14 protein-coding genes are annotated in these 18538 nt (G+C 39.1%); 4 read left to right on the top strand and 10 right to left on the bottom strand.

Annotated features, from left to right (window positions below; all coding sequences use genetic code 11):
- Positions 1-15 precede the first annotated feature (15 nt).
- Complete coding sequence (locus tag AAZR93_RS17105; protein ID WP_434720513.1) at positions 16-666, bottom strand: NfeD family protein; 651 nt, start codon at positions 664-666, stop codon at positions 16-18.
- A gap of 334 nt (positions 667-1000) precedes the next feature.
- On the bottom strand, positions 1001-1912 hold the full coding sequence (gene nagK / locus AAZR93_RS17100) for an N-acetylglucosamine kinase (protein ID WP_434720512.1): 912 nt from the start codon (positions 1910-1912) through the stop codon (positions 1001-1003).
- 279 nt (positions 1913-2191) lie between these two features.
- Between nagK and AAZR93_RS17095 the strand changes: the two genes are divergently transcribed.
- The 3 genes from AAZR93_RS17095 (at position 2192) to ykgO (ending at position 3334) form a co-directional block, all read left to right on the top strand.
- The gene (locus AAZR93_RS17095) at positions 2192-2752 is read left to right on the top strand and encodes a YagU family protein (RefSeq protein ID WP_294101566.1); all 561 of its coding nucleotides are present in this window, start codon (positions 2192-2194) and stop codon (positions 2750-2752) included.
- A gap of 178 nt (positions 2753-2930) precedes the next feature.
- Positions 2931-3191 carry a type B 50S ribosomal protein L31 gene (locus tag AAZR93_RS17090; RefSeq protein ID WP_294351437.1) on the top strand — a complete coding sequence of 87 codons (261 nt, stop codon included), beginning with the start codon at positions 2931-2933 and terminating at the stop codon, positions 3189-3191.
- 2 nt (positions 3192-3193) lie between these two features.
- Positions 3194-3334, top strand: a complete 141-nt coding sequence (gene ykgO / locus AAZR93_RS17085) for a type B 50S ribosomal protein L36 (RefSeq protein ID WP_294101561.1) — start codon at positions 3194-3196, stop codon at positions 3332-3334.
- 89 nt (positions 3335-3423) lie between these two features.
- Here the strand turns inward: ykgO and yidZ are convergent, their stop codons facing one another.
- Both yidZ and AAZR93_RS17075 read right to left on the bottom strand, forming a co-directional pair.
- Entirely contained in the window at positions 3424-4404 is a 981-nt protein-coding gene (yidZ, locus tag AAZR93_RS17080; protein ID WP_336428645.1) for an HTH-type transcriptional regulator YidZ, read from the bottom strand.
- Positions 4397-5581 (bottom strand): MdtL family multidrug efflux MFS transporter, encoded by a 1185-nt coding sequence (locus tag AAZR93_RS17075; RefSeq protein ID WP_434720511.1) that lies wholly within the window; start codon positions 5579-5581, stop codon positions 4397-4399. The genes yidZ and AAZR93_RS17075 overlap by 8 nt, the downstream gene beginning before the upstream one ends.
- 335 nt (positions 5582-5916) lie before the next feature.
- On the opposite strand from AAZR93_RS17075, the gene asd reads away from it, so the two are divergent.
- On the top strand, positions 5917-7023 hold the full coding sequence (gene asd / locus AAZR93_RS17070; protein ID WP_434720510.1) for an aspartate-semialdehyde dehydrogenase: 1107 nt from the start codon (positions 5917-5919) through the stop codon (positions 7021-7023).
- Between the two features lie 16 nt (positions 7024-7039).
- Here the strand turns inward: asd and AAZR93_RS17065 are convergent, their stop codons facing one another.
- The 6 genes from AAZR93_RS17065 to dnaA all read right to left on the bottom strand — a co-directional run bounded on the left by AAZR93_RS17065 (position 7040) and on the right by dnaA (position 18331).
- Positions 7040-8665 (bottom strand): phosphoethanolamine transferase, encoded by a 1626-nt coding sequence (locus AAZR93_RS17065; protein WP_434720509.1) that lies wholly within the window; start codon positions 8663-8665, stop codon positions 7040-7042.
- A 303-nt stretch (positions 8666-8968) separates the two neighbouring features.
- Positions 8969-11872, bottom strand: coding sequence for an autotransporter domain-containing protein (locus tag AAZR93_RS17060; protein ID WP_434720508.1), 2904 nt, complete (start codon positions 11870-11872; stop codon positions 8969-8971).
- Between the two features lie 421 nt (positions 11873-12293).
- On the bottom strand, positions 12294-14708 hold the full coding sequence (gene gyrB / locus AAZR93_RS17055) for a DNA topoisomerase (ATP-hydrolyzing) subunit B (RefSeq protein ID WP_434720507.1): 2415 nt from the start codon (positions 14706-14708) through the stop codon (positions 12294-12296).
- Between the two features lie 18 nt (positions 14709-14726).
- Positions 14727-15821 carry a DNA replication/repair protein RecF gene (recF, locus tag AAZR93_RS17050; protein WP_294101545.1) on the bottom strand — a complete coding sequence of 365 codons (1095 nt, stop codon included), beginning with the start codon at positions 15819-15821 and terminating at the stop codon, positions 14727-14729.
- Positions 15822-15830: 9 nt separating this feature from the next.
- The gene (gene dnaN / locus AAZR93_RS17045) at positions 15831-16931 is read right to left on the bottom strand and encodes a DNA polymerase III subunit beta (RefSeq protein ID WP_294101543.1); all 1101 of its coding nucleotides are present in this window, start codon (positions 16929-16931) and stop codon (positions 15831-15833) included.
- A 5-nt stretch (positions 16932-16936) separates the two neighbouring features.
- Positions 16937-18331, bottom strand: coding sequence for a chromosomal replication initiator protein DnaA (dnaA, locus tag AAZR93_RS17040; protein WP_294101540.1), 1395 nt, complete (start codon positions 18329-18331; stop codon positions 16937-16939).
- Between the last annotated feature and the right edge of the window lie 207 nt (positions 18332-18538).

Below are 18538 nucleotides of genomic sequence, written 5' to 3'. Positions count from 1 at the left end.
TTATTTCGTGTTTTATCAATGACGAAATTCATCTTCGGTCACAACTTGATAACTGTGAGATTGCGCGTCATAGCTAATGATAACGACGCGATCACCTCGTTTAATATTGTCTATTGATGAAGCGCGGATCTGTAAAATCAAACCTGCGCCTCCATCTTCTAAAATTGCTTCACCTTTGTGTTCAGTGACTTCTCCTGAGCGAACTGTGGCGAGTTGACCGATTAATTGATGGACGGTTTTAGGTTTGTTTAGGCTCATCAATTTGTTACGGACAGGTCTGAGGCAAAGTGCAGTCAGATGAAGAGCGATAAATAGCGTGATGGCAAAGACGGCGAAACCGACGAGATAGCGCAGCAAATTTGTATCAATAAATCGAATAAATAAATGCACACAGAAGTAGGTGATAGCCCAGCCAAAAAGCGTGAATAGCGTTAAAATAATGGTCACCGGGATACCGGCTAGCCCCAATTTAGTTAACCAACCAGCGAAGCCTGTGGCGTCTATGCTATTACCATCTAGTCCGCCATCGACTGCGGTATCGACGTTAAATAGGTCAATATCTAATAAGCCAAAGGCCGCACAAAGCCAGTAAAATAGGACAATAATTAGCAGGCCGCTAAAAATAATAGTGGGAAAAGCTAGGCTGTTTTGAAAAAACAAACTCATAGAATTTTTCTCTTAATTTAACGTGGACTTTATTTTATTAGGGCACCGTTAATTTAATCATATAACTTAATAATATCGTTTCTAATAATTTGCTGTATCGGACAAATCTCTAATGTTATCTCGATGATTTTAATCAATAATTAAAAGCTGCGATTTTGAGTTAAATGTTATGATTTAACGTGATTGATTGGCGTGATGTTAACACTGATTTAGCGCAAATGATAATCACTATCAATAAAGAGGGGCGCTTTATTTTATTTTCAGACGAAATTTCGTTATAAAAAATTGCACTCTGGCATTAAAGAATAAAACAGAGTGCATACTTATTTATTGATTAATCAATTAAATTTAAAAAAGCCGCTCCTCTAGCACCACCAGAGTCACCATAGCGCGCTTTTTCAATGGCTGGTAATGTCGCAATGCCATAAAGATATTGTGGCAGGACTTCAGGGAGCAGTTGATAGATAGCTTCAAATTGAGATAATCCACCACCAATAACCACTAAATCAGGGTCAAAGACGGTAACAACTTGTCCCATAAACATGCCTAGTACTGACATGTAACGTTCAACATGCTGTTTTGCTTGGGTCTCGCCTTGCTTATAAAGCTGAATTATGTCGATGGCAGAGCGTTTTTCACCTGTAAATGCAGCATAAATACGTTCAAAGCCTGGGCCTGATAGATAGGTTTCAAAGCAGGCAGTTTGACCACAACCACAAGTGATTTCGGGTACAGTATCGCCTAACAGCTTTGAGGCGCGAACACTGAGGTTCATATGACCGATTTCACCAGCAATGCCATTTTTACCTGATAACACTTTGCCATTGATGACAAAACCACCGCCTACACCAGTCCCTAAAATCAGGCCAAGCACGGTTGGGTAACGTTTAAATTCGGGATCCCAAGCTTCAGATAACGCAAAGCAGTTAGCATCATTTTCAACTTTAACAGGACGCTGCAATATATTGGCTAAATCATGAATCAAGGGTTTGTATTGAGCGGCGGGAACATTGGTTGTAAATACCGTACCTTCCGCTTGGTTTACGATGCCAGGAACGCCAATGCCAATTTTCCCTTGGCAATTGAATTTCTCATCTGCTTCCGCGGTTAAATCACGAAAAGTATTAAGAAGAGCATGATAGTCCTCTTTGGGTGTTGGTACGCGTTTTTGCCATACTTGATTTAGTGCTTGATCGAATACAGCAAGCTCGATTTTTGTTCCACCCATGTCAAAGCCGTAATACATTGTCATCTTCCCTTTATGGTTATATTTATCATGGATAGTTGTCTATCTATTTGATAAATAATAAATGATGGTGTGCAATCCTTCAATTATACAAAAGTTTTCCGTGGGTTAAATTATCGTTTTGATATTTATTTTAGTTATATGACAAGACCACGCTTTAAAACACCTCTTTTTATTTATTTTCAGTGATTATCTTTTTATTGATGTTCGTCATTTGCCAATCATTTAAAAACGATGTTAAATAAATAACAATTAACTTAAGTTAAATAGTGGTGATTTATGTCAAATGGTTTTTTTTATACGACTGAAAAGTATCGTCGTCGATATGGTGTGGCTTTTTTTGTCGGCATTATCGGGGGGATTGTTTCCGCTTTTGTGAAATGGGGAGCAGAGGTTCCTTTCCCACCAAGAACTTTTACCGGAGGAAGGGATGAATTTAATCCCCCGTTCCTTTTTTTGCGTGACTACCTTGGTATTGATCCAACTGCAACGGTTTATACTTTTTCAGAACACATTATTAACCCTGTGATGATAACGCATATTTTATTTTCATTGGTATTTGCCATTGGATATTGTTTAGTGGCTGAGATTTTTCCAAAGGTGAAAATGTGGCAAGGGGCGATGGCGGGGTTGCTGGCAACCGTCGCGGTTCACGGTGTGAGCTTCCCATTATTAAATTTAACGCCACCGTTATCTGAATTGCCATTCGATGAATATTTTTCTGAGATATTTGGACACGTTGTCTGGTTTTGGTCGATTGAGATTATTCGAAGAGATTTAAGAAATCGTATTACTCATCAGCCAGATCCTGAAGTATCACTATCACAGAGTTATAGATAATTTAAACGTTAGTCATGAAACTCATTAGCACAAAAGGCTAGTTAATTGAAAAACTAGCCTTTTTTATTTTCTGTTTTGAACTCACCCAATATTATTTCATTATCTTTGACATAAAAAGATTGCGCCATCATTTTAAATTAGATATTGTTATATTATAACATTACATTTGGTGGTCATTATGAAACAAGGAATACATCCACAATATCGCACTGTTGTTTTTCACGACACCAGTGTTGATGCTTATTTTAAAGTCGGTTCAACGATTCAAACGCAAAGAACAATTGAGTATGAAGGGGAAACTTTTCCCTATGTGACACTAGATGTCTCTTCACAGTCACATCCGTTTTATACCGGAAAACAAAAGATGTTTTCTCAAGAAGGTAAGACGGCTCAGTTCCAGAAGCGTTTTGCTCGCTTTCTATCAAAAGGGGATAAATAAACGTGAAAGTATTGAGCTCATTGAAAACAGCAAAGCAACGCCATCCTGATTGCAAAGTCGTTCGCCGTCGTGGTCGCGTGTATGTTATTTGCAAAACGAATCCGCGTTTTAAAGCAGTGCAAGGCAGCAAGAAAAAACGTTAGTTTTTGTTTTTTCAATTGAATATACCCTACCTTTATATTTGTCCTGTTCAGCCATTACAGGTTATTGGTTCTGTAGTGGCTTTTTTTTGTCAGTCAATAATTTGTTGCGGATTAATAAAAGCGGTGATGCCATTCTTAATTTGTTCTCTTAACCATTGTGTTTTCGAGTTATAAGAATTCCGTTTGTGCCAAAGCATTAAAAATGGAATTTCTAATTGTTTGTATAAAATTTCATCGATAGGTAGTGGGCGACAGACTAAATCCAAGTGGAATTCATTAACATAATGTTGGCAATAACCTGGAGAACAAGCAATTAATGAATGCCCTGAATGGGATGCCATTAGCAATGATTGCTCAAAGGATGAATAAGATAAATGCACATGGCGAGTTAAGCCCATACTGTGTAGTAAATCATCTAGAGCCCACGGAATGCGATTACCATATTCGGTACTAATATGCGGGTATTTCAATAGATTAGTTAAATTCCACTCTTCATCTAAAATGGGATGATCTTTTCGAATAAACGCCAAAGGTCTATCGATAAATAGCACTTCAAAGTTGAGAATATCAGGGATAGCATTGATGGATTCTTTCGATTTATGGTAGCTTTCTCGCCCTAAAACACCGATATCGGCATCCCCTGCCATAATACTGGCGAGAGAATTATATTCCCAATCCCGTACACTGACCGATGATTCAGGGTATTGATTCAAAATCTTCAATGATAAATCATGTAGCATAATGAGATTGAGCGGCGCTTCCATCATCAAGCGAAACTTGATCCCCCTCGGTTTCTCGGTATCACGAATGTCAGCAATATAATTCGATAAATTTAAAAATTCAGGCAATGATTTTTCAATACGGCTCATGAGTGGTGTTGGAACAAGTCCTTGCGGGCTTCGAATAAATAACGGGTCATCAAACCAATGGCGTAATTTTGCCAAAGATTTACTGACTGAAGACGGGGTAATTGAGAGGCGTTTTGCCGCTAAACTGACACTCTTTTCTTCAACCAGATATTGCAAAATAACCAGTAAATTTAAATCTAATCGATGCAATGACTTATTCACAGACGGCTACCTTTTCACTGGCTCGAGACGGTAATTTTAATAATGTGATACCGATAATACCTGTCGCAAGTAAGATAATGAACAGCATATTTACAGACTGTACCCCGACCCAGCCCATCAACCAAATATAAAATGACGCGAAGCTTAGTTGTGAAATGGCGAGCACCGAGCTGGCGATCCCCGCTCTTCTTGCAAAAGGGGATAGAGCTTGGCTCATAATGATGCCAAATTGCATCGAAAAGCCAACACCACAGAATGCAAATACGATAAATAGCAATCCAATATGGCTAAAGTAAAAAAGAAAAAGAAATAAAATAAAGGCATTAAGCAAAAAAAGGCTAAGCGCGAAATAGAGAATAGATTGACTGTTAAACAGCGAAATTAATTTTGGCATTAAGAACGACGTTGTCATACTGACCATCGCAAGCAAGGTCATTGCTGTAGAGTATTGGCCGGTCGTAAAATTGAGATTAGTCATTAGAATAATCGGCGACACGTTCACATAGGTCAGAATCACGGCCATCCCAAAACAAGAAATAACTAAGCGAGAGATAAAGAAATGACTCAATAAGCTTTCATTTGGTTCATCAATATTTATTTCTTCATTAATTGTCGTTTTATTAATAAGTGGTTTGGTTTCTTTAATTGCCGCTAAACAAAAAATAATACTCAGTACAGCATAAGCCGCCATAAAGTAGAACATGACGGACCAATGATAAAAAAGCAAAATGATAAAGCCAATGACTGGAGCTAAGACGGGAGCAATGCAGGTAATTCCATTCATTGCAGATAATACTTTGGTTCGCGTATTGGCTGATAAAACATCACGTAATAATGCGAATGTGACTACATAGCAGAATCCAGCCCCAATCCCCTGTAAGAAACGAGTCGCTAAAAATATCGTGGTGGTTGAGGATGAGCCTGCCATAACCGATGACAATGCAAATATCGCTGCACCGACTAAAGCGACGGGTTTGCGGCCAATGTGATCGGCACACCAACCAGCAATCAACATGGTGGAGGCCATACCCGCTAAATAGATAGAAAATGCCATATGAAGCTGACTTTCACTGGCATGTAATTCGGCAGCAATCAGGGGGATACCTGTTAAATGCAAATCAACCCCTAGAGGGTAAATTAGCACTATCCAAAAGCTAAAAAGGACATACTTGGTCATGGGGAAATTGCATCCTAAGAAGAGAAGATGTTAATTTTAATCACTATTAGTACATCAATATATTGAATAATCCCGAAAGGCATTTTTCCAATTTGGAAAACAGCATAGAACTGTTTTTCTATCATTATTAGCTTTATTACTAATCTTCTTACTATTAGTGATGAAATTCACTTGCACACTGGTTGATATTTTGTCAGTTTTAATACAGTTGAGAAATCTCCAGTGTCAATTTTAACGGTTGTCTAAAAGGTCAGTGACAATTGTCCCGAAGAAGGGCATAAAATTGAGTTTTGAGATTTTTTGGGTAAAAAATTTAATCAGACAGGGTGAATAGAATGAAAAATGTAGGTTTGATTGGCTGGCGTGGAATGGTTGGCTCCGTATTAATGCAAAGGATGGTTGAAGAAGGTGATTTTAATGTAATCCATCCGGTCTTTTTTTCTACGTCGCAACACGGTTCTGAAGCCCCTGTTTTTGGTGGGCATCGTAGTACATTGCAAGATGCATTTGATATTGATGCACTAAAAGCTCTGGATATCATTATTAGTTGCCAAGGTGGCGATTATACTAATGAAGTTTATCCTAAATTGAGAGAGTCAGGTTGGAATGGCTATTGGATTGATGCTGCATCTTCACTGCGTATGAAAGATGATGCGATTATCATTCTTGATCCTGTTAACTATCAACATATTCAAGATGGATTAAATAAAGGTATTAAAACCTTTGTTGGTGGTAACTGCACAGTAAGCCTGATGTTGATGTCTTTAGGTGGTTTGTTTACTAACAATCTAGTTGAGTGGGCATCGGTTGCGACTTATCAAGCGGCTTCTGGTGCTGGTGCACGCAATATGCGCGAGTTATTATCACAAATGGGATCGTTACATACCCAAGTGGTAAAAGAGCTACAAAATCCAGCTTCTGCAATTTTAGAAATTGAGAAAAAAGTCACTGATTTCACTCGAAGTGGTGCGATGCCAACAGATGCTTTTGGTGTTCCATTAGCGGGTAGCCTGATCCCATGGATTGATAAAGCACTTGAAAATGGTCAAAGTCGTGAAGAGTGGAAAGGGCAAGCAGAGAGCAACAAAATTTTAGCAACGGGAAGTAATATCATTCCTGTTGATGGCTTATGTGTCCGTATTGGCGCATTGCGTTGCCATAGCCAAGCGTTCACCTTGAAGCTGAAAAAAGATATCCCAATGAAGGATATTGAGCAGCTATTAGCCTCTCATAATGAATGGGTTAAAGTTGTACCAAATGACCGTGAAATCACCATGCGTGAGCTAACGCCAGCAGCAGTAACTGGCACATTGAGTACACCAGTTGGTCGTTTACGTAAGTTAAATATGGGTCCTGATTTCCTATCCGCCTTTACGGTTGGTGACCAACTCCTGTGGGGCGCGGCTGAACCTTTGCGCCGGATGTTAAGAATTTTATTGTAAACCCTTAAATTACGGTTTATTGAACCTGTGTTACCGTCTGGTGCACAGGTTTTTTATTGCTTTTTTGAGGCGCTGTTTTCTCTGATGGAAGCTGTTTAACTGATAGTAGGGCTCTATTACCATCAATGACTTTAATGTTCGACTGAGCTTGATAGCAGCTACGCAAAGGGGACTGACAAGCCGCTGATGTACGTTGTTGTATACCTAGCCAATCACTCATTAACCAATAATTGTTTACCGTTGAATAAGGTTCTCTGAGATTTTTTTCACTGAATACGGGCTTGGATGTTGTTGAGCTGTACCAAATAAACAGTGGAATTTCATAAGCTTCTTTTTTTGGACTATTAACGCCATGATGATAATGGACATTGTTATCGGCATCTAATCGTTGTAGTGCATGGTCTGAGAAATACAAAAGAGTCGCAGGTTTATTGTCGAGTTGTCGTAATAGGCTTTCTAGAAACTTATCTGTGTAGGCGATAGAACTGTCATAACAATCATCATCTTCTTGTCCGCTGAATTTTTTAAATTGTTCTTCTGGGAAACGGTTACAGGCAGGCTCATGGCTACCATAAGTATGTAAGACGATAAGTTTTTTCTGGTTTGTTTTATCGTTAATTGCTTCAGTAAAATAATCGAATAACTCTTCATCATAACCAACAAACTCGTTCCATTTTTTATTGTTCGCCATATTGGCGATAGCTGAAATCACACTGGTTCTTTTGTTGGTTTTACCTTGATTACTGAGCCAATAGGTTTTAAACCCTGCATCATTTGCTAAAGAAATAATGTTATCGGCATAGTGTTTTTTGTCCTGCATTTGGTCAAAGCGAATATTTGCTAACGAAATAGGCACCGACAAAATGGTAACAGGTGCAGGTGAATAGGCATTATCAAAAACCAGCATTTGTGATTTACGGTTATTAAGATTTGGGGTCGTATCGTATTGATAGCCATACAAACTCATATGATCGCGGCGGAGCGATTCACCGATCACTAAGACATAAATTTCAGTGCCAACATCTTTTTTATCATAATTAAATGAAACCACTTCTGAGGAAATTTTCTTGATCCCACGATTCTCATAAAAAATCTTCACTAGTGCGCCAGCGTTATAAAATGGTGTATTGAGAAGATATTTTTCCCCGATCAGAAAATGACTGTCTGTTTTTTTTAATAATGATGTGTAATACAGTGGGATTGCGAGCAAGTAACCACATAATAGCACCGAACTGACTAAGGTTGTTCGACGACTAATATATTTGGCACACTTATGAATGCTTAAAAAATAAATAGCAAAGGCAATGATATAAAAGATCACATAGCCAATGTTGTAAGACAGCATTCCTACAGTTTCGCTGCTGTTGGTATTAATAAATGTTTCCGCAATAGAGGACGAAAAGCGGATATCGTGTTTCTGATAAAAGAAAAATGAAACGGATAAGTTTAGCGCCCACAGTATTGTGACAATAATAGTCAGGAATTTACCCAATAGAGTTCGATAGGTTCCGGCACAGAGAACCATAATTAGTGTGCCAGAGAATATAATCACGATATTAGTGATTAAACTGACATCACCACTGAATAAAGTGGGTATCATTGATATCAATAAAAAATAAAATAAAATAATGAATATTTGCATTATTGTTTTTCACTTTTTAATTTAGATGCTTTGAGCATGGTGATAACGACTTTGTTGGTTTTGCTTTTAAATAAGCGCAGTTTTCGATTGGTTATCATAAAATTTAAAACTATCATAAAGTGTTTATAACATGAAAAAAGGTAGGATAATCAATTCGGTAGGGTAAAAAACTGTAAACTAGCGTGAGGTTAAGTCATGAAGAACAAAAAAGATAATTTTATATCTAGTCGAAAATGGATTAACTCATTAATTTATAAAGTAAACAAAAAATAACCCCCATTAAATATGAGGGCTATTATTTAATTAAAATATAAGTGAAATTTTTGCATCAATATTATTATCAGCGTAATTGCTGGATGCCAGTTTGCTATAATTTATCGATAACTTGGAATTATTGTTGATATTAAGATCTACGCCTGCTTTGATAATAGCCCCATTTCTAGAGGCTGATGAGCTTTGCGAAACGAAAGATGAGTCAGTGTCTAGAAATTTAAATTTTAGTCCCCGCGCTAAATCACCATATTGATGTTGCCAACCGAGTTCACCATATAAATTAAGACTAGATCGTGAATTTAACATCCATTGGTTATCGAGTCGAACGCCAATAGTTGATAGTATCCCATTGATATGCTGTTTATCTGCTTTCAGTACCCCATAATTACCCGTCTCTTTTATTGTGCCATTCGTTGCCTTCACATAAGTTAGGTTTGCAAATGGTTCAATATCAAACATTGCTGCTTTCAATGGATAGGCGGCTTCGATAAAAGCTTGGTGAGTTTGTGTTTGATAATTCCCCATCGATTGGCTAACGGATCTATGGGTATTGATATGATGCCAAGTGTGCTCCGCTCCAGCTCTAAGTGTAATTGGGTTTAATTGAATACCACCATAAAGCGCTAAATGGTAGTTTTCACTGTTACCACTATTATGATGACCGGATAAACTGTTTTTAGTAAAACCCGTTGCAAGTCCGAAGGTTGCTTTATCACGATAAAAACGTTGATCTGCGCCTAAAAATACACCATAGCTAGAGGTATCATAACCCTCAGCATTACCATCGTTGGTCGTATTATCCCAATCATGGAGAGCTTTCGCCCAAATATTACCTTTATTGTCGTTCTGTTCTTTGGTCTTGTTCAGTGATTCTGAAAGGCGAAGCTGTTTAAAAATAGTTTCTCTCGTATGTCGGCTGCTATTAATTTGATTTGAGAGTATATCGGCATGAACCTGTCCTGTGAGTGTATTAAAAATAGAAATCGCCTCGTCTTTTGAATCATTTTTTAAGATACTTTTATAGAGCGAATTTTCTGTGGGGAGTTTATCGAGTGCTTGAGCGACTGACTTTTGATTCTGAGTCGTCGCAACGCTGTCAAAAGAGGTGTTATTGCGACCAATATTTAGTGTGACCGCATTTGGTGAGTAGTTTAACGTCGTTCCTATAAAGAGATAATTAGGTTGTACGGCCTCGAATTTACCTCTGATACCTTTTTCGGCGCTTAATATCGTATATTGAGTATCGAATAAACTGTTAACTTGTTGTTTAGATAACTTATTTTTGTTATTTTCAAATGAAACAGTGACAGTACCACCATTTAGAACAGCCGTACCTTGGCTCTTGATGGTATCGTGTTTCCCCTGTGCATTAATCTCTACTAAATAATGACTATCAGGCTTAAAAATAACAGAATCTGTGATATTGATTGTACCAATTGAATGCCCCGGCGACACCATGGCTTCCTGATTGACGGTTAAATGATTAATCTGACCATTACCTGTTAATAGTCCTGATTGATTAAGAGTGACTTGTGAGTTGATTTTTCCATTATCTAAAATTAATGCGCCTTTATTGACATCCAATGGCGAATTTAACTGACCTTTTATGAATAGTGAACCACCGTTTATTGATGACGGTTTTGAATAATGATTTTTTGCATTCAGTACTAAATTACCCTGATTAACTTCTATGCCAGCAAAGGTATTTTCGCCTGATAAAATGAGCGTGCCATTGCCTTTTTTGATTAATTGCCCTGGACCATTAATCGCATTTTTCCATTCATCTAGTTCGGTGAAGTTTGCAAAATCAAACTCATTAGTTACTTGATTAACAATAAAATTATCATATAAATGGGTAGGGCCTTGATAGGCTCTAGGTAAGTTAATGAGTCCCCAATAGGTCTCTGGTTTATCTTTTTTAACATCCCAACCGGCGAGAGAATTAATCGGATAAGCGGTACTGGCTAAAATACTTTGCCGCTGTTCTTTATCTAAATAAGAAAAACGTAAACGCAGTAAATGAGCCGCAGTATTAGGTAGCTCATTAGGGGTAATCATAGGTTTTTCTTCAGGTTCTTTTTTGCCGTAGTATCCAACTTCATCATTGATATGATGGCTCGAAGTCGTGAGGCAATCCTTTATGTTTTTTTGGCAAGTTATGGCTGTTTCTTCACGAACATTTCTGGCTAATGTCACAAATGATTTAGCAATTTTATCATCAGCAAGTAATTGAGATAATAGGTAATAGTTGCCAATGCGAGAAGCGATAGTATCTGTTGGGAAATGGGCACCAACAATCACTCGACTTTCACCATACTCAATCGCTCTTGCAAAGATTTCATCTCCTTTTTCAGGAAATAGGGTGGCTAAAACCGCTGCTTGTTTGAAACCATTCCAAGTATGTCCACTTGGAAAGGACGAACCCCGTATGGCTGTATAATTAGCAATATAGTTACCATCTTTATCGAGTACCTGATAGGGCCGCCCTCGTTGAAAATGCTCTTTAAGAATAAAGTCGATTGATCTAACTCGTCGGCGATTTTCGTCATAAGCTCGGGTACTGATATCATACAAATCTTTAATCGTATGATACTGATCGTTAGCGGTTAAATCGATTTGATGGTCACCAAAGAGTATTGTGTTGAATGTGCTAAAAACATAGTTTGAATTTTGTGATTTATCGGCTTTTGCTCTTTCTAGTCGCTCATCGGTTATTTGGGTATATTCATGACTAATTAGCTTATCCCATAATGCTATTTTTGAGTTCTCTATTGGTGAATGATTAATTACATTGTTTTTAATATCATCAAGCCAACTATTTCGTTTATCTAAAATACGATTTTCAACCGCTTCAATATCTATTTTTGCAGATGAAATATTTGAATTTAATAAAACTAATAAGCTTATTGTAGTAGGTAATATGACTGATTTCATGACAGGCCTATAGGTTGCGTTAATTAATCTTGAATTTATGAGATGTTAATTACGCAATGTGACGTTTTTATGAAAAATGTAGTCTTAATATTGTTAACTTTATGATTTTTATTTGTTTTGTTATTGATTGTATTTATAGGTTTATTTTTAAATTCAGATTCATTATTGTTAAATGCGTACTCATTACTGTTAATAATAAATTTAATTATTTTTAGTAACCTGAACTAATAAAAAATCGGGTAGTAAATAATAGATGTTATTTTTTAAATAAAAAAATAATCAGATGTTTTAATTTAAGCGTAATGTAGGTGATTAAATAAAAAGGTGAGAGATATTCATAATGATACGCGTGATGACAACCGTTAAAAAAATAGCCTCATGCTTTCACATGAGGCTATTTCTACTAAGAAGCAACTAGCGATTAAATATCGATATTAGCGGCTTTCAATGCGTTCTCTTCGATAAATGCACGGCGAGGTTCAACTGCATCACCCATTAGTGTGGTGAAGAGTAAATCTGTTGCGATCGCATCTTTTACTGTGACGCGTAGCATACGACGCGTATCTGGGTTCATGGTGGTTTCCCAAAGTTGATCTGGGTTCATCTCACCAAGACCTTTATAACGCTGTACGTATAGGCCACGACGTGATTCACGGGTTAACCAAGTGAGCGCATCTTCGAAGTTTTCGATATTTTGACGGCGCTCACCACGTTGAATATAAGCACCTTCTTCGATAAGACCCCCGATTAAATCACCTAAGTGAGTGATACGGCGATATTCACTACCATGAACAAAGTCAAAATCAAGGTTGTAGTCGGAATCAACACCATGAGTACGAATACGGATAGTTGGCTCAAATAGCTGACGTTCACGATTTTCTGTGATGATATAGCTATAAGTACTGCCCGCTTGTTCGTTATCCGTTAAGCGTTGGACTAATGATTTTGCCCACTCTTCAACTTGCTCGTTACTTTTTAGATTATCTTCTACTAAAGTAGGTTGATAAACTAAGCTATTCAGTAGTGCTTGTGGGTAAAGACGCTCAAGACGACGGATAATACGGTGCGCAGCATTATACTCAACAACGAGTTTTTCTAACTCTTCGCCTCTCATGGCCGGTGCATCTGCATTTAAATGCAGCTCAGCGCCATCAAGTGCGATTGAGATGAGGTAATCATCCATTGCATCGTCATCTTTAATATATTGCTCTTGCTTACCTCTTTTCACTTTATACAGTGGTGGTTGAGCAATAAAGATATGACCACGTTCAACAATTTCAGGCATTTGACGATAGAAGAAGGTCAATAGTAAGGTACGAATGTGTGAACCATCGACGTCAGCATCCGTCATGATAATGATGCTGTGATAACGCAGTTTGTCAGGATTGTACTCATCGCGACCGATACCACAGCCTAAAGCGGTGATCAGCGTGGCAACTTCTTGTGAAGAAAGCATTTTATCAAAACGGGCTTTCTCGACGTTTAAGATTTTACCTTTAAGTGGCAAGATAGCCTGATTTTTACGGTTACGGCCTTGTTTTGCTGAGCCGCCCGCAGAGTCCCCTTCCACGAGGTATAATTCGGATAATGCAGGGTCGCGTTCTTGGCAGTCGGCAAGTTTACCAGGCAGACCAGCTAAGTCTAAGGCACCTTTACGGCGGGTCATTTCACGTGCTTTACGTGCAGCTTCACGAGCGCGTGCGGCATCAATAATTTTACCCACAACGATTTTTGCATCGCCCGGATTTTCTAATAAATACTCAACCAATTTTTCATTCATCATGGTTTCAACTGCGGTTTTAACTTCAGATGAAACGAGTTTTTCTTTGGTTTGAGAGGAGAATTTAGGATCTGGTACTTTAACTGAGATAACAGCAATCAAACCTTCACGTGCATCGTCACCAGTTGCACTGACTTTGGTTTTTTTCTGGTAGCCTTCTTTTTCCATGTAGTTATTCAAGGTACGAGTCATTGCCGCACGGAAGCCGGCAAGGTGGGCACCACCATCACGCTGAGGGATATTGTTGGTGAAACAGTAAACGTTTTCTTGGAAACCGTCATTCCACTGCATTGCAACTTCAACACCAATACCGTCTTTCTCAGTTGAGAAATAAAATACATTTGGATGAATCGGAGTTTTATTTTGGCTCAGATATTCAACAAAGGCTTTGATACCGCCTTCATAATGGAAGTGGTCTTCTTTACCTGTGCGTTTATCAATCAATCGAATTGAAACGCCAGAGTTCAGGAATGACAGTTCACGTAAACGTTTTGCCAAAATATCATATTCGAATTCAGTGACACCTTTAAAGGTATCCATGCTTGGCCAAAAACGTACGCGTGTACCTGTCAGGTCAGTTTCACCCACGACAACTAAAGGCGCTTGAGGCTCACCATGTTTGTAGATTTGTTCGTGAACTTTACCGTCACGACGGATAACTAATTCAAGTTTTTCAGATAGGGCGTTAACGACTGAAACACCAACTCCGTGCAAACCACCGGAGACTTTGTAGGAGTTATCATCGAATTTACCGCCGGCGTGCAGAACAGTCATGATAACTTCTGCCGCAGATACGCCTTCTTCTTCATGGATACCCGTTGGGATACCACGTCCATCATCCTGAACGGAGACAGAATTATCAGCATGGATAGTGATAACGACGTCATCACAAAAACCTGCGAGGGCTTCGTCGATAGCGTTGTCGACAACCTCGAAGACCATGTGATGAAGACCTGTTCCATCGTCGGTATCACCGATATACATGCCCGGGCGCTTACGCACCGCATCCAGTCCTTTTAATACCTTGATACTTGAGGAGTCATATGTATTCGTCATCAACGTTTCCTGCTCTTTCTATTCCTGAGGTTGAACTTGTATTTTGCCATGTTCTACGCTAAACATCTTGCTGTTTACATCAATCATGTCATTTACTTGCTCGGATGTTATGGCACTAACAAACACCTGAGCTTGCGTAGCCTTGAGACGAGTCGCCAATAGTTGGCGGCGACCTGCATCAAGTTCTGAGGCAAAATCATCCAGTAGATACAGGCATCGTTGCCCGCTCTGTTGAGTGAAAAACTCACCCTGCGCTAACCTTAATGCACACATTAAAAGTTTCAGTTGACCGCGTGAAAGCATATCTTCAACAGGGGTGCCATTTGCCCTAATTCGCAAATCAGCTTTATGTGGCCCGGAGGCGGTATAGGTTAGTGCTCTATCACGCTCAAATTGGCGTTCTAGTTGCTCTGAATAATCAATTTCTTTATCCCAACCACGTTGAAAGGATACGGATAATGAAAATTCAGGTAAAAACTGTTGGCAAGTTTGCTCTATATTTTCAGCAATACCTGCAATATATTCATGACGCCATTGGCTTATTTGCTCTGAAAGTGGCGCTAATTGCTTATCCCAATGACGAATTTGGTCATAACGGGTAACTTGTCGTAATGCAGCATTTCGTTGTTTTAGTAAGCGTTTTAAGTCAGACCAAACTGAAAAAAATAATGGCTCACTATGAAAACAGCCCCAGTCAATAAACGCGCGTCGATATTTTGGACCACCGTTTAACAGTGTAAACCCTTCAGGGGTTATTAGCTGCATAGGTAATAATTTTGCAAGCTCTGCAATTTTATGACCATCGGTGCCATCAATCCTGACTTTACTTTCACCTTCTCTATTTTTACTTAATCCAAGAGAAAGGTCTTTACGTTGCTCATCGGCATGACTGAGTTTTCCATGCAGAATAAACTGTTCTTGCTCATGGCGGATAACGCGATTCGCTTGAATACTGCGAAATGCACGACCATGACCTAAAGTATATATTGCTTCCAGTATACTGGTTTTGCCGCTCCCATTTGGGCCAATTAAAAAATTGAACCCAATAGCAAGGGAGAGATCGGCGTCTTCAATGTTACGAAAGTCGCGGATCAATAAACGCGAAAGGATCATATAAAGTGATTACAAACGCATTGGCATGACAACATAAACAGCGGCGCTGCTCGCAGAGTCTTCAATTTGTACACTGGAAACGGCGTCAGTTAAAAGCAATTTAACATTTTCGCTTTTGAGTGTGTTTAAGACATCTAAGATATAACTGACATTAAAGCCAATTTCCATTTCGGTACCTTGGTAACTGACATCAACAATTTCTTCTGCTTCTTCTTGTTCCGGGTTATTGGCGGTAATACGCAATTGATTTTCGCTAAAATATAAACGAACACCACGGAATTTTTCATTGGATAAAATCGCTGCGCGTGAAAATGCTTGTTTTAATAAATCGCAGCGCGCTTCTAAGGTTTTATCTGGGCTTTTCGGTAGCACTCGACGGTAATCGGGGAAACGGCCATCAACCAGTTTAGAGGTGAAAATAAAATCGCCAACGTGTGCTCGAATATTATTGCTACCGATTTGTAATTGCAAAGGCGCATCGCCGCCATCTAACAAACGCATGAGTTCCATGACCCCTTTACGCGGGACAATCACAGAATGCGATGGGAGTTCTTGACCGATATCCATTGCGCAAACAGCCAGTCGATGGCCATCAGTCGAAATGGTTCTTAGTAGTTGCCCCTCAGTTTCAAACAGCATTCCGTTGAGGTAATAACGGACATCTTGATGTGCCATTGAAAACTGGGTTGCTTCAATTAAGCGTTTCAGTATTGACTGTGGAAGTGAGAATTCAACTTCACTTTGCCAATCATCTAAATTTGGGAAATCAGTCGCCGGTAAAGTCGATAATGAAAAACGGCTGCGACCCGAACGAACGAGTAACCGATCATCATCAAGTTCTACTCTAATTTCAGAACCTTCGGGCAAACCACGCCAGATATCAAAAAATTTGCGTGCGGGAACCGTTGTTGCGCCAACTTCATGTTCTTGAGTCAGAGGGACATTGGCCATCATCTCCATTTCTAGGTCGGTTCCGGTAAGTTGGAGTGCGCCTTCTTTTACCTGTAATAAAAGATTACCTAAAATAGGCAGAGTTGGACGACCACCTAAAGGGCCACTAACCTGCTGTAATGGTTTTAATAACTGCTCGCGTTCTATAGTAAATTTCATAGCAATTAAGATGATAATGTTCTGATTAGATTAGAAAAATCTTCTTTGATGTCATGGCTCTCTTCTCGTAATTGTTCAATTTTACGACAAGCATGAAGGACCGTTGTATGGTCGCGACCGCCAAAGGCATCCCCGATTTCAGGTAAACTGTGATTTGTCAGTTCTTTTGCGAGTGCCATTGCCATCTGACGCGGACGGGCGACAGAACGAGAACGACGCTTGGAAAGCAAATCAGCTACCTTAATTTTATAATATTCAGCCACTGTTTTCTGAATGTTATCAATAGTGACTAATTTTTCTTGTAGTGCCAGTAGATCACGCAGTGCTTCTCGAACAAAGTCGATAGTAATAGCACGACCGGTAAAATTAGCATTGGCAATAACACGGTTTAATGCACCTTCAAGTTCACGCACATTAGAGCGTAAACGTTTAGCGATGAAAAAGGCAACTTCACCCGGCAGCTGAATTTCATTTTCATCTGCTTTTTTCATCAAAATGGCAACACGTGTTTCTAGCTCGGGCGGTTCTATCGCGACAGTCAAACCCCAACCAAAACGCGATTTTAAGCGATCTTCCACCCCATTGATTTCTTTAGGGTAGCGGTCTGAGGTCAAAATAATTTGTTGATTGCCTTCAAGTAATGCATTGAATGTATGAAAAAACTCTTCTTGTGAGCGTTCTTTGTTAGCAAAAAATTGAATGTCATCTATTAGTAAAGCATCAACAGAACGGTAATAGCGCTTGAACTCTTCAATCGCATTATTCTGTAAAGCTTTGACCATATCTTGAACAAATCGTTCAGAATGCATGTAAACCACACGGGCATTTGCTTTGTGTTGCATAATGCTGTTACCAACCGCATGCAGTAAATGCGTTTTACCTAAACCCGTACCACCATAAAGGAATAATGGATTATAGGCGCTACCTGGATTTTCTGCGACTTGTCTTGCCGCTGCACGGGCTAATTGGTTTGATTTACCTTCAACAAAGTTATCAAAAGTATGCTTAGGGTTCACATTTGAACGATAAACAACGTCTGGTAGTACTTTGTTTGAGTTGTCCCAACTTGGCCTAATGGGTGCGGATGGCATGACAAAAGCTGGTTTTTCGTGTGTGGGATTACGTGTCTGAGTGCTAGTCGGTGCCGCTGACATAGGCTTATTACCGACTTCAAAATGCAGTGCGGGTGCATTAGAGCCACAAAAATCATTCAATAATTCGTTGATATTATTGATGTACTTGTCCCTCACCCAGTCAAGGACAAAACGATTTGGGGCATAAAGTGCCAGAGTGTTACCGTTCAATTCAGCTTGAAGGGGGCGTATCCACATACTGAATTCGGTGGTAGGCAGTTCATCCTGCAATCGGGCAAGACATTGCTGCCAAAGCGAAAGTGACACGTTGGGCTCCCCTAAACAAGGTCAATGAAACAAGAATTACGGATTTAGCTCAGAATTTTTTACTGGCTGCTTTGTTTTACAAAGAAAGCCAGAGAAGTATTTTGGTTAACTTTATTATTTCTTTATTATTTATCTCTAATTCGCTATTACTGACTTAATACCAACAAAGCCAACGAAATAGTGGCGATCGTCGGATCAGCAACACGA

The organism is Providencia sp. Je.9.19, assembly GCF_051129765.1.
Taxonomy (GTDB): domain Bacteria; phylum Pseudomonadota; class Gammaproteobacteria; order Enterobacterales; family Enterobacteriaceae; genus Providencia.
The sequence above is the reverse complement of the archived record's forward strand: the minus strand, read 5'-3'. Positions and strand labels throughout refer to the sequence as shown.